7 protein-coding genes are annotated in these 13,360 nt (G+C 65.4%); all 7 read left to right on the top strand.

All coding sequences use genetic code 11. The features are described from left to right. The first annotated feature begins 158 nt into the window (after positions 1-158). The 7 genes from RMET_RS21475 to pelG are packed head-to-tail and all read left to right on the top strand — an operon-like array spanning position 159 to position 13,175. Positions 159-3,020 carry a bifunctional glycoside hydrolase 114/ polysaccharide deacetylase family protein gene (locus tag RMET_RS21475; RefSeq protein ID WP_011518644.1) on the top strand — a complete coding sequence of 954 codons (2,862 nt, stop codon included), beginning with the start codon at positions 159-161 and terminating at the stop codon, positions 3,018-3,020. After that, complete coding sequence (locus RMET_RS21480; RefSeq protein WP_029309896.1) at positions 2,983-7,140, top strand: tetratricopeptide repeat protein; 4,158 nt, start codon at positions 2,983-2,985, stop codon at positions 7,138-7,140. The genes RMET_RS21475 and RMET_RS21480 overlap by 38 nt, the downstream gene beginning before the upstream one ends. 51 nt (positions 7,141-7,191) lie before the next feature. Further along, positions 7,192-7,740 (top strand): hypothetical protein, encoded by a 549-nt coding sequence (locus RMET_RS21485; protein WP_011518646.1) that lies wholly within the window; start codon positions 7,192-7,194, stop codon positions 7,738-7,740. A gap of 23 nt (positions 7,741-7,763) precedes the next feature. Beyond that, the gene (locus RMET_RS21490) at positions 7,764-9,227 is read left to right on the top strand and encodes a PelD GGDEF domain-containing protein (protein ID WP_011518647.1); all 1,464 of its coding nucleotides are present in this window, start codon (positions 7,764-7,766) and stop codon (positions 9,225-9,227) included. A 3-nt stretch (positions 9,228-9,230) separates the two neighbouring features. After that, a complete protein-coding gene (locus tag RMET_RS21495; RefSeq protein WP_011518648.1) occupies positions 9,231-10,217 on the top strand; it encodes a tetratricopeptide repeat protein in 987 nt (328 codons plus the stop codon). Continuing rightward, positions 10,214-11,803 (top strand): GT4 family glycosyltransferase PelF, encoded by a 1,590-nt coding sequence (pelF, locus tag RMET_RS21500; RefSeq protein ID WP_011518649.1) that lies wholly within the window; start codon positions 10,214-10,216, stop codon positions 11,801-11,803. Before RMET_RS21495 ends, pelF begins: the two co-directional genes overlap by 4 nt. A gap of 1 nt (position 11,804) precedes the next feature. After that, positions 11,805-13,175 carry an exopolysaccharide Pel transporter PelG gene (gene pelG, locus RMET_RS21505; RefSeq protein WP_011518650.1) on the top strand — a complete coding sequence of 457 codons (1,371 nt, stop codon included), beginning with the start codon at positions 11,805-11,807 and terminating at the stop codon, positions 13,173-13,175. Positions 13,176-13,360 lie beyond the last annotated feature (185 nt).

Consider the following 13,360-nt stretch of genomic DNA (forward strand, 5'->3'; position numbering starts at 1 on the left):
GCAGCGCTCCATTTGCGGCATCAGCCAGTGCCGGTGCTTCGTATCTGAACAGTATTTACTTTAAGCCAGTGAAGCAATTACAGCGATGGATTCGGGGACTTTTCGAGGAGAGGGATGGGCCGACGGGCCGCTCGCGATCCGGTGCGTGGCGTGTAGTGATGGCCGTGATTGCCATTGTGGCAGCCGGTGTAGGGCTTGTGCTTGGCACGCTGACGCCGTCGACCGCGGCGCTGGCGCAGTCACCGGCGCCAGCGCGCGTCGCGCCGAGCGTGGCATTTCACTATGGCGCCCGGCCGCCGGTGGACATGCTGCAGGCCTTCGACGTGGCCGTCGTGGAGCCCGATAGCGGCTTCGATCCGCGTAGCGCCAGAACGCCGAACACCGCCTGGTTCGCATATGTCAGCGTCGGCGAAGTCCTGCCGAGCCGCGCGTACTTCAAGGACATCCCCCAGGCCTGGCTTTCCGGCAGCAATGACGCATGGAACGCCAGAGTCGTCGATCAGGCCGCCGACGGCTGGCCTGCCTTCTATGTCGACAAAGTAATCACGCCACTGTGGGAACGCGGCTATCGCGGCTTTTTCCTCGATACGCTCGATTCGTACCATCTCGTGGCCAAGACCGACGCCGACCGCGCGCGTCAGGAAGCCGGCATGGTGCGTGTGCTCCAGGCAATCAAGGCACGCTATCCAGACGCGAAGCTGCTGTTCAACCGTGGCTTTGAGATTCTGCCCCAGGTGCATTCGCTGGCCTACGGCGTGGTGTTTGAATCGCTGTTCCGCGGCTGGAACCAGGCGCAAGGCACGTACACCGAAGTCAGTCAGCAGGACCGTGACTGGTTGCTTAACCAGGCGCGCATCGTCCGCGAGCAGTACGGCCTGCCCGTGATCTCGATCGACTACTGCCCGCCCACCGACGCCCAATGCCGACGCGACACCGCGCGTCGCATCGGCGCGCTGGGCATCACTCCTTATGTCACCGATTCCGGGCTGCAGACCGTGGGCGTCGGGTCGTTCGAGGTCATGCCGCGCCGCGTGCTGGTGGTGCAGGAAAACGAACTCGATGTTTCCATCGACGACAGCGTCGGCGTGCGTTTCCTGTCGATGCCGCTCAACTATCTGGGCTACCGCGTCGATTTCGCGGAAACGCGCGACACGTTGCCGGAGATCACTCCCGACCGCTATGCCGGCGTGGTGGTCTGGACCAACGGCAATATCCGCCAGAACCCGGGCCGCTTCTACGCCTGGGCGGAGAAACAGATCCGCCAGGGCATCCCCGTGGCCTTCATGAATGGGTTTGGCGCGCAGCCCGACGGGGCGCTGGCACGGATGCTGGACCTGAAGGCAGTCAAGGGCCGCACCTCGGGCGACGTCCAGATCCTGTCGCAGGACAAGATGATGGGCTTCGAGCAGCAAGTGGCCCCGGACCGTACCGATGCGGTGCCGGTGCAGATACGCGATGGCGCGGCGAACACGCGCACGCTGCTGCGCCTGCGTTCGGGCACGCTGACGTATGACGCCGCCGCGATCACGGCCTGGGGCGGCTATGTGATGGGCCCCTACGCCGTGCGGCAGAACACGCCCAAGGGGCAGGACCGCTGGATCGTGCAGCCGATCGACTTCCTGCGCGAGGCATTGCGCCTGCCGTTGATGCCGGTCCCGGATTCCACCACCGAAAGCGGCCGCCGGCTGCTGACCATCCATATCGATGGCGATGGGTTTGCCTCGAAGGCTGAGATTCCCGGTGGCGGATATTCGGGCGAGGTGCTGTTCCGCGAGATCTTCGACCGGTACCGCCTGCCGATGACGATGTCCGTGATCGAAGGCGAGGTCGGCAAAAGCGGCATGTATCCGAAGCTGGCACCGGAACTGGAGCCGATTGCCCGCAAGATCTTCGCGCAGCCGTATGTCGAGGTGGCCAGCCATACCTATTCGCATCCGTTCGAATGGGGCCGGACCGTGCCGGGACAGGAGAGTAACGCCAGGATCATCGAGGGCGATGACACCTATCACCTGGCAATTCCGGGCTACAAGATGGACCTGAACCGTGAAATCGGCGGCTCGATCGATTACATCAACAAGGTGCTGTCGCCGAACAAGCCGGTGAAGCTGGTGTTGTGGCCCGGTGACTGCCAGGCCCCGCCCGAGGCGCTCAAGCTGACCGAAGCCGCTGGCGTGCTGAACATGAATGGCGGCGACACACTGATCACGCGCAGCAATCCGACCTGGACCGCCATCGCTCCGCTGGGCATCCACAAGGCGGATCACACGTTCCAGGTGTTCGCGACCAACCAGAACGAGAACGTCTATACGAACCTGTGGCATGGGCCGTACTACGGCTTCGAGCGCGTGATCGAAACGTTCGAGATGACGGAGAAGCCGTACCGCTTCAAGGCGGTGAACATCTACTACCACAGCTACTCGGGTACCAAGGTGGCATCGCTGAAGGCGCTGCGCAAGGTCTATGACTACGTGCTGACGCAGAACTTGCTGCCGATGCATTCCACCGACTACGTGCTCAAGGTGATCGACTGGCAGGGGATGGCTGTGGCCCGCGAGTTGGGCGATGGCGCCGACGGTGCGCCGGCCAGTGGCGCGTGGCGCGTGCGGGGCGATGGCAACCTGCGCAATCTGCGTTGGACGGGCGCGGGCGTCCCCGACGTGGTCACCGCAACCGGCGTCACGGGTTCGTCGCCGGCGCCGGGCGGCGGCGTCTACGTGCATCTGGATGGCGGCAACGCGCGCTTCCGCTTCGTACCCACGGCCACGCAGTCGGTGCCGGAGCTGCCCGAGGCCAACGGTCTCGTGCGCGACTGGCGCCGCGATGGCAATGTCACCCGCTTTACCTTCGCCGGCTACTACAAGCCGTTCTTCCGGCTCGCCAACGCGGGCCAGTGCAGTGTTTCCATCGATGGCAAGCCAGTAACCGGTGTGCGCGATCGCAATACGCTGCGTTTCGATACCCCGGCGGTCAATGATCCGATCCATGTCCAGCAACAAGTCGAAGTCCGCTGCGGCGCCTGAGCGCGAGCGGCTGTTGCCGCCGGCGCTGGTTCTGACCTTTACCGCGATCGTGGGGGTTGGGCTGGCGCTGATGTTCCCGCGCGAGACCCTGCGTGAGCGCCTGCTTGGTCAGGGGCGGGCCGTCGATGGCCTGACCGTGGCCTATCTCGAGGCGTGGTCGCGTGTGGCGCCCAACGATACGAACTTCATGAGCGTGCTGGCCGAACAGTACGCCCGTAGTGGTCGGCTGGATGATGCCGAAACGATGCTCGAACGCATGTTGGCGGTGAAGGGCCAGGACCTGACGGGCCAGATCCTGCGCACGCGCATCGAGATCACGCAGCAGCGCGCCTATGCGGCCCAGCCGGATTCTGCCGAGCGCGCGGAGCGTCTGGCGATGATGGACGGCCTGCTCAAGGACGCCACCACCCCGGAGATGCTGCGTGCCTGGTCGGTGGCCGACCTGCAGACGCTGGCCACGCAGTCGCGCCAGGTCGGCAATGCGGCTGCGGCCGTGAAGCTCTTCCGCGAACTCAGCGTGCGCGACCCGGCCAACGTGGATTTCTATAATCGCCAGCTTGCCGGCATCGCCCTGGCGGGCGGCAACTATCGCGATTCCGCTCGCGCGTTGTTCGAGGCGCAGGCCCGCGCGAAGAATCTCTACGAGCAGCGCACGCTGTTCCTGCAGGCCCTGCAAACACTGCAGGCCGGCAACCTGCTCGATGAAGCGCTGGCCGAAGCCGAGCGCCACGGTGGAAAGCTGCTCGATGACGCCGAGGTACTGCGCTATCTGACCAGACTGGCGCTGGCGGCGAACAAGCCGGATATCGCGGCGAAGTATGTGGAGCGCCTGCTCAAGCTGTCGGCCAACCGGCCGACGAAGAGCACGCAGCTCGCACAGGCCGAACGGCAGCGGAACCTCCGCCGGGTCTCCGATACCGAGCCGTGGCTCGCGCGCGGCGTGGTGTTCCTCGACGGTCCGCACGGCCTTGCCTTGCGCGAACAGGTGGGCGAATTCGGCCTGCGTCGTGTGGCTGCGGAAGCGATCCCGGCGTCTGGCGTCGTGACGAAGCCGGCCACCCGCGACATCACGCAGGCTGAGGCCCAGGAGACGGCCAAGTCAGAAGTGGCCACGGCTGTCGCCAATGGCAAGACGTTCAATCCCGACGATTACGACCTGGCCTACCGCGTGTTCCTGGCTGCGGGCAAGCTCGATCAGGCCCAGCGCGTGGCGCAGACGGCCGTGGACAAGTTACCCAACGACGCCGTCTGGCGCGAGCGTCTGGCGCAGGTGGCCGAATGGAATCGCCAGCCAATGGTCGCGCTGCAAAGCTGGCTCAAGTATGCGCAGGAGACCAACGACGAACGCGCCTGGAACAACGTGATGCGGCTGGCGCCGGGCCTCAACGACGACCGCGCCTATCTGGCGGCGTTGCGGCATCGTGCGGCGGGCGGCGACCTGAAGACGATCGACGAGGTCGTCGCGGCCTACGAGCGGCTCGGCGAGCCGGAGGCCGGCATGGCATTCCTCGACGGGCTCGCCAACGGGCCGAACGGGCGTCAGGTGATGGAGCGCAATGCCGAACTGGCCGAGCGCGCCGGCAAGGACGACCGCGCGTTCGAGCTCTACGGCCAACTGGAGAAGCGCTTCGGCGCGCGCCCGCTCTACGCGCTCAAACGCGCCAACATACTGTTCGTGCGCGGCCGGCTGGATCAGGCGATGGACGCGATGCTGCCCGCGCGCGACAAGGCCGGCACGCAGGACCTGCTCTATTGGCGCACGTACACCCAGCTTGCTCGCCTGACGCAGCGGGACGATCTGCTCAAGGAGGGCTATCGCCAGATGATGATCTCAATGGCCAAGAGCCATGACGATCACTGCATGGCGATGCCGCCCGGTGCGGCCCGCAACGATTGCCTGGCCGAAGTTCGCGACACCGAGGACGATGATTTCGCGAACCTGATCGAGTACTACGATCGCTGGCCGATCGACGCCGGCCGCATCGCAGAGGCAGGCTGGCGCAAGAACGGCAAGCTCGATGAGCTTCAGTTGGCGATGTACTACTACACGCGCGCGCACGCTTATATCCGCATCGAGCAGATGCTGGCCAGCCTGACTCCCGAGCAGACGCGACAGGCCGAATCGTCGGCGGGCTTCCTGATGCGTCGCGCCGAGTACTGGCGCGCGACCGGTAACCACGAACGCGCGCTTGCCGATCTGCGTCATGCCATCGGGCAGGCCGATGCCGATAGCGAAACCTACGGCGCATTGCTGTGGGCACTCGTCGACATGGGTACCGACACCGAGGTGCGCGCGGTGATGCTGCGGCTGAAGCCAGAGGCGGAGAATGATCCGAGCCTCTGGGGCGCCTACGCGGCAGGCGCGATGCGCTTCCAGGACGGTCGCACCGCCTTGCACTTCCTGCGAAAGATGCAGCGTGGCAAGAGCGCCGATCCGCTCTGGCTCGGTGTGACCGCCGATGCCTGCGAGGCTATCGGCCAGACCGATCTGGCCTGGCGTATCCGCCGGGAGGCATGGGTCGAACTGCATCGTACGTGGGCCGTGGGTGGCGCGAAGTGGGCCGAGGAAAGCGCCGGCGACGAGTATGCCGATGAAGACGAAGAAGATGCGCAGGGCCGTCCGGCACGCTCGGATCTCCGTAGGCAGATGATCGCGCTTGGGCAGATCTTTGCCTCGGCCGATGTGTCGCGTGGACTCGTCGTCGAGATGCTGCGGCGCGATCGCGAAAGCGTCGCCGCGCGCCAGGCCGCGCCCAGCGATCCAAAATCGCCCTCGCAGCTCGGCAACGTGCCGGGTCTGTCCCCGCTCGAAGTGACGCCGCCGCCGGCGCTGGTGGAACGCGAACGGCGCAGACAGGCGCAGCTTACGGCCGCCAGTCGCGAGGTGGCGCTGGCCTGGGCGATGTCGTCGGAGTCGAACGAACTCGCGCGAGCCTGGCTGGCCCGTCAGTACGCCGAGCGGCTGCAGCGGCCCGCGTATGCCGAGATTGCGATTGCGCTCGACGACAACGACATGGACAAGCTCGACCGGATCATGGAGCGCAAGGCCGGGAAGGTGCCTGTGCTGAGCCAGATCGAGGTCAATCGCCAGCTCGACCGGCTTGCCGCCGCCCAGACCCAGGCGTTTGAAACGCAGGAGCTGGCGCGCACCGATGACTCGCTGCAGCAGACACTGCAGGACGCACTGTTGTTCAACGCCCAGGCAATCGAGCCGCGCGCGTCGTACCAGCGTCAGAATCCGCTGGAGTTCTACGAGTACAGCCTGGCCGGTGGTGCCCGGCTTTGGGACGGCTATGCGCTGAACCTGCGCGGCGTGTTCCGCGATCAACGCTCGACCGACCGTACTGCGCTCGACAACGTGCCTGGCAGCGACCGTCGCGCCGAATTGGCGTTGACCTACCGCGACACCCAGAAACTCTGGCTGCTGGGCGTGGGGCGTCGCGACGGCCTGCAGAGCTTCACCACGGCGCGGCTGACCGGCGCGTGGAACCTGGAGGATCGGGTCTCTTTCACTGGCCGGCTCGGCTACAACCAGCAGGCGGACGAATCGGCGCAACTACGTGTGGGCGGCATGAAGGACCTGGTCGAACTGGGCGCGACATGGCGGCTGGGGCTGCGCGAGTTCATTCGCGGACGGATCGAGTACGACCGTTTCTACGGGCAGGACCGCAGTTCGCTGGGGCACGGCATGGTCTACGACGTGGAGGCCGGCTATCGCATTCGCACGCAGTATCCCGACTACACGGTCCGCATCGTCGGCACGCGCGGCATTTACAACACCAACGGCGGCGCGCTGACGCCCACGATGCAGCGGCTGGTGCCGGCCGGTGGCGACGCGACGCCTGCGTTCTACATGCCGCAGAACTTCACGCAGGCAGGTGTGCTGTTCGGCTTTGGCACCGAACTGCTCGACGACTACACGCGCAAGTGGCGGCCCTTCCTGGACGTTGGGGCGCTCTACGACTCGCGCGCGGGGCACAACTTCCGCGGCCAGCTTGGCATGGCTGGCTCGGTGTTCGGCAACGACCACATGTCGATGTACGTGCTGCATGAAACCGCGTCCCGCAACGGCGGCACGCCGCTGACAGAAGTGGGTTTGCGATATCGCTGGCTCTACTGATAGTGAATACTGATGATCGAGTTCTTGAGAGTAACGAGGGGGATGGAAAACATGAACAGGATGACGACTCGCATGGGCCGCGTGATGGCCTGGTGTGGCGCGCTCGGCGCGGCACTGTGGCTGGCTGGTTGCGCGGTTACCGACGTGGGCCGCGCGCCACAGATGTCGCCCGGTGACGTGGTGGCGGTACTGCCCATCGTCAACAACACCGAGACGCCCCAGGCTGGCTTGCGTGCCGAGGCGATCGCCGAATCGCTGCTGAAGACCGGCGGCGTGGCGAACCTCAAGCGCTACCCCGCCTCGCTGAACCCGGAAACGCTGTTCGAACCGGCCGAGCGCGAGGCGGTGGGCAAGGCGCTTGAGTGGGCCCGTGGCGAGCGCGCGCGCTACGCGCTGACGGGTTCGGTGCAGGAGTGGCGCTACAAGGTTGGCGTTGATGGCGAGCCCGCCGTGGGCATCTCGCTGCAGCTGATCGACGTGGCCAGCGGCCAGGTGGTGTGGTCGGCCACCGGCAGCAACGCCGGCTGGAGCCGCGAGTCGCTCTCGGGCGTGGCGCAGAAGCTGCTGCGTCGCCTGCTGGCGCCGCTGATGCAGGGTTGAGCACGGAAGGACGGGGGAGAGACGTGGCCAAGACCGTGGAGACAAGGCGCCAGGGGCAGGGCATCGGCCTGGGCGGGCGCTACGCGCGCTGGCTGGCGCCCGCGGGTGGCGGTGCGGCAGCCGTGATCGAGATGATCGTGATCATGGCGGCGGCAATGGGCATCACCTGGCTAGTGCTGCCGCAGAACCCGCTGCTGCTGGGCATGGGCTTTCCATGGGCCTGGTTGCTGCCGGTGATTCTGGCGCTGCGCTATGGCACGTTGGTGGGCGTTGGCGCGGTGCTGATGCTGCTGGGCGGCTGGTTCTTTTTCGACGAGATCGGCGCGCACAGTGGCGCCTTCCCGCGCATGTTCTTCATGGGCGGGCTGCTGCTGGTGCTGGTGGCGGGGCAGTTCGGGGACGTGTGGAATACGCGCCTGGCGCGAGCGCGGGCCGTGAATCGCTATCTCGACGAACGGCTGGCCGCGCTGACGAAGAACCACTACCTGCTGCGCATCTCTCATGCCCGGCTCGAGAACGATCTGCTGGCGCGCCCGACGACGCTGCGCGACACGTTGTCGCAACTGCGCGCGGTGGCCCTGCAGGACGCGATGAACGGCGGCAAATCCGGTCCGCTGGCCGGCGCGCAGCCGATGCTCCAGGTCGTCGCGCAGGCCTGTCAGGTCGAGGGCGCGGCGCTCTATGCCTGCGATGGCGAGCGTGTCGTGCCGAACGCCGTGGCCAGCATCGGCCCGGCCTTCGAGATCGACGTCAACGATCCGCTCGTGCGGCATTGCCTCGAAACACGCGCGCTGGCGCATCTGCGTTCCACGGGGCTCCAGCAGGACGCGCAGACGCGTTACGTGGCCGTCGCGCCCGTGCTGGCGGGGTCGGACCGGTTGATTGGCGTGCTGGTCGTGGAACGGATGCCGTTCCTGTCGCTGACTTATGAAAACCTGCAGATGCTGATGGTGCTGATGGGCTACTACGCCGATGGCGTGGAACACGCCCGCGCCACGCACGGCATCCAGGAAATGGCGCCGGCTATTCCGTACGCGTTCGCACTCGACTACGCGCGGCTGTCGCGGCTGCGTCACGAGACGGGCATCCAAAGTTCGGTGGTGGCGCTGGTCTTCGACCTCGACGAAGCACGCGATGCGCTGTTCGAGCAGGTCGTGCGCAGCCGTCGTGCGCTCGATGTGGCCTGGCCGGTGCGCAACGCCCATCACCGGGCCATGCTGACGCTGATGCCACTGTCGGACGCCCAGGCGGTATCCGCCTATCTGGTGCGTATCGAGGACATGCTGCGCGCGCAGTTCGGCACCGATTTCTCGAGCGCGCATATTGGCGTCTACACGCTCTCGGTGCCCGCTGAGGGTGCGGAGGAGGCGCTGATGCGGCTGCTGCACCGCTGCCAGCTCGATGGGGCGTCCACGATCACGGCCGTGCAGGCCGATGGCACGCGCGACGCCAGCGTGGCGAGCGCCGGACCGGCACGGGCAGGCTGACCCATGGGCAAGCTGACCTTCGGAGGCGCTGCCTTCCAGATCTCCGCCCTGGCGCTGCTGTTCAGCGGCGGAACGGGGCTGCCGCTGTTGCTGGGCTTCCTGACGCTGCAAGGCGCGGCTGCGGCGCTGCTGGGGCTGGTGTTGTGGCGCCTGTTGCCGCGCCGCTTCCGGACACCGTTCGTGTGGAGCTACGGCTATCTGGCAGCGTTCTGCTTCTTCGTGCCGGTGGGTGGCATATTGGTGTGCGTGGGCAGCCTGTTGTTCTCGAAACTGTTCCCGCGCCGTGGCAGCAACAGCGGTATTGCATCGGTGGCGCTGCCCGAGTTCGTCACCCACCTGATCCAGCGTGTGACCCATGGCGGGGGCGCGCGGCTGCGCGCGCAACTCGGCAATTCGCGCGCGCCATTGCCCGAGCGCATGACCGCGCTGGTAGCCATGCAGTCGATGCCCACGCGAACGGCCAGCCCGATGCTGCGCGAACTGCTGGCCGACAGCACCGACGATATCCGGCTGCTGGCCTACGGCATGCTCGACGGCGCGGAAAAGCAGCTTACGCAGAAGATCCTGGCCGAGCTGCCCCGTCTGGAGTCGGCTGACAGCCCGCAGGCGCGCGGGGAGATCAACCAGCGGCTGGCTGACCTGTATTGGGAACTGATCTACCAGAACCTGGTGCAGGGCGATGTGTACCGCTACACGGCCAGCCAGGTGGAGCGCTACGCCAGCGCGGCACTGGAGATCGACGGCAACATCGCCGCGCTCTGGTACATGCGCGGCCGGCTGGCGCTGACGCGCAACGCGCCCGCCGAGGCGCGCGAGTTCCTGGCTCGTGCCGAAGCGCTCGGCTTCGCGCGTGATCGCGTGTTGCCGCTGCTTGCCGAGGCGGCTTACCTGGAACGCGACTATGCCACCGTGCGCCGCCTGATGGCGGATTTCGACAGTCCTTCGCCGCTCCCACTGGTGCGGCCCTTGCTGCGGTACTGGCAATCATGAGCGAGATTCTGGTCAAGGGAACGTCCGCGGACGTCATGCTGCTTCTGGAAGGCACGTTTCCTTATGTGAGTGGTGGGGTGTCGAGCTGGGTCAATCAGATGATCCGTGCCTTCCCCGATATCCGGTTCGGCATCGTCTTCATCGGCAGCCGCCGACAGGACTATGGCGAGATGGCCTACGCGCTACCGGACAATGTGGTGCATCTGGAAACGCATTTCCTTTACGACTTCGCGCCGCCGCCGATGGTGCATGGCACGAAGGGCGATGCGCACGCCTTCGACCGCTCGGACGAACTGCACGAAATGCTGCGTCAGCGCGGCAGGGAGGTGGAGGCGGGGGATCTGATTCGCGAACTGATGCCAGCGCTGGGCGAGGGCGGCGCGCTGTCCGAGGATGCGTTCCTCTACAGCAAGCGGGCGTGGGACACGATCACCGATCAGTACCGACGGTACTGCACCGATCCGTCGTTCACGGACTATTTCTGGACTGTCCGGATCATGCACAAGCCGCTGTGGCAGCTCGTGCGGATCGTGGACGGGCTGATTCCCGCCAAGGTCTATCACACGGTTTCCACCGGATACGCGGGATTCCTCGGTGCGATGCTGCGGCATCGCACTGGGCGCCCGCTGCTGGTCTCGGAGCACGGCATCTATACGAAGGAACGGAAGATCGACCTGTTCCAGAGCCAGTGGATCCGTGATAACCGGAACATCTTCGAGCGCGACATTTCTCAGATTAGCTACTTCCGCGAGCTCTGGGTGCGCTTCTTCGAGACGTTGGGTCGCGTCTGCTATGAAGCCGGTGACGAGATCACGGCGCTGTACGAAGGCAACCGCAGCCGCCAGGTGCTGGATGGCGCGCCGGCCGAGCGCACGCACAATATCCCGAATGGCATCAACCTGCCGCGCCTTTCCGCGCTGCGCGAGCGGCGCGCGCCGGGTGTGCCGCCGGTGCTGTGCCTGATTGGCCGGGTGGTGCCCATCAAGGACATCAAGACGTTCATTCGCGCGATGCTGACCGTGGTGCGGGAGTATCCCGATGCCGAAGGATGGATTGCCGGTCCCGAGGATGAGGATCCGGATTACGCGACTGAGTGTCGCAGCCTGGCCGAAAGCCTCGGGCTGGGCGGCAAGGTGAAATTTCTCGGCTTCCAGAAAATCGACGAACTGCTGCCGAAAGTCGGCGTGCTGGTGCTGAGTTCGATTTCCGAGGCGTTGCCGCTGGTGGTGCTCGAAGGGTTCGCGGCGGGTGTGCCGTGCGTGACGACCGACGTCGGCTCGTGCAGCCAGCTCGTCTTCGGGCTGCCCGGCGAGGACGCGGCGCTGGGGACCGCGGGCGACGTGGTGCGCATCGCGGACCCGGCGGCGCTGGCCGATGCGGCGCTGAAACTGATCAAGGAGCCCGCGCGATGGCAGGCGGCCCAGGCCGCCGGCATCGCGCGGGTGGAACGCTACTACACGCAGGAACAGATGGTGGGCAGCTATCGCACGCTCTATGCATCGATGATGGCGATGCCGGACAACACGCATCACGCACGCGGCGGGGCAAGCCCGGCAAAGTGCCCGGTGCACGGGGGAGGGCGCTGACATGGCCGGCATCGGATTCGAACTGCGCAAGATGCTGCGGCGGGACAGCCTTTCGGGGCTGATCGGCGCCTATGCCTATGCCGGGGTGATCAGCTCCGGTCCGTGGGTGCTGTCGATCGTCGGCATCCTGCTGATTGGCCTGCTGTCGGTCGGTTTCGTGATTCCGGGCATGCTGATCACGCAGTTCCAGGTCTCGGTGACGTACCTGATCGCGTGCAGCCTGATACTGACCGGGCCGATGCAGCTCTCGTTCACGCGCTTCACCTCGGACCGGCTGTTCGAGCGTCGCGATGATCTGGTGCTGTCGAACTATCACGCGGTGGCGTTGCTGGCCACGATGCTGGCAGGGCTGATCGGGCTGGCGTGTGCGTTCTGGGCCTTTCCGGAGCAGTCGGTGCTGTACCGGCTGTTGATGATCGCGGGCTTCGTGATCATGAGCAACATCTGGATCGCGGCGATCTTCCTGTCCGGCATGAAGCAGTACAAGGCCATCGTGTGGACCTTCCTGATCGGCTATGCCATCACCGTGCTGGCGGCGCTGGCAATGCGCAAGAGCGGGCTCGAAGGGCTGCTCGGCGGCTTTGTGGTCGGCCAGCTATGCCTGCTGGTGGGCATGATCACGCTGATCTACCGGAACTACACCAGCCGCCGCTTCATGTCGTTCGAAGTCTTCCAGAAGCGCTACGCGTATCCGAGCCTGATCGCCATCGGCCTCTTTTACAACCTTGGCATCTGGCTCGACAAGTTCATGTTCTGGTATGCGCCGTCCACCGGCCAGCAGATGATCGGGCCGCTCCATGCGTCGATCATCTACGACATTCCGGTGTTCCTGGCCTATCTGGCGATCATTCCGGGCATGGCCGTGTTCCTGGTGCGGATCGAGACGGACTTTGTCGAGTATTACGACGCGTTCTACAACGCGGTGCGCGGCGGCAGCTCGCTGGAGCATATCGAGGACATGCGCAACACGATGGTCCAAACCATCCGCCTGGGCCTGTACGAGATCGTCAAGGTGCAAGCCATCGCGTCGCTGGTGCTGTTCGTGGTGGGCGGATGGGTGCTGCGACTGCTCGGGATTTCTGAGCTGTATCTGCCGCTGCTCTACGTGGACGTGATCGGCGCCAGCCTGCAGGTGGTGCTGCTGGGCGTGCTGAACATCTACTTCTACCTGGATCGCCGCCGCGAGGTGCTGATGCTGACCGGCACGTTCGTCGTGCTGAATTTCGTGCTGACGCGCCTCACGCTCGAGCTTGGGCCGGCCTGGTATGGCTATGGCTTCGCGGTATCGCTGCTGATCGTCGTAGCACTTGCGTTATATCTTCTCGATCGTAAACTTGACCGTCTCGAGTACGAAACCTATATGCTCCAATAAAGGGCGCGATGCGTGGCGATGCTGCATTTTGCGCGCACGAAACCGTTACGCCCGCAATTGGAAACTGAGAGGAAAAGGTAAAGATTGAGGTTGGTCTGCAACACCCGAAGCGCAGAATCCCCTCTAACGTAGCCTCGACGGGCCGTGTTACCGTTCGGTAACATAACACCGCCGTGCCAGACACA

This window comes from Cupriavidus metallidurans CH34, assembly GCF_000196015.1.
Classification (GTDB): domain Bacteria; phylum Pseudomonadota; class Gammaproteobacteria; order Burkholderiales; family Burkholderiaceae; genus Cupriavidus; species Cupriavidus metallidurans.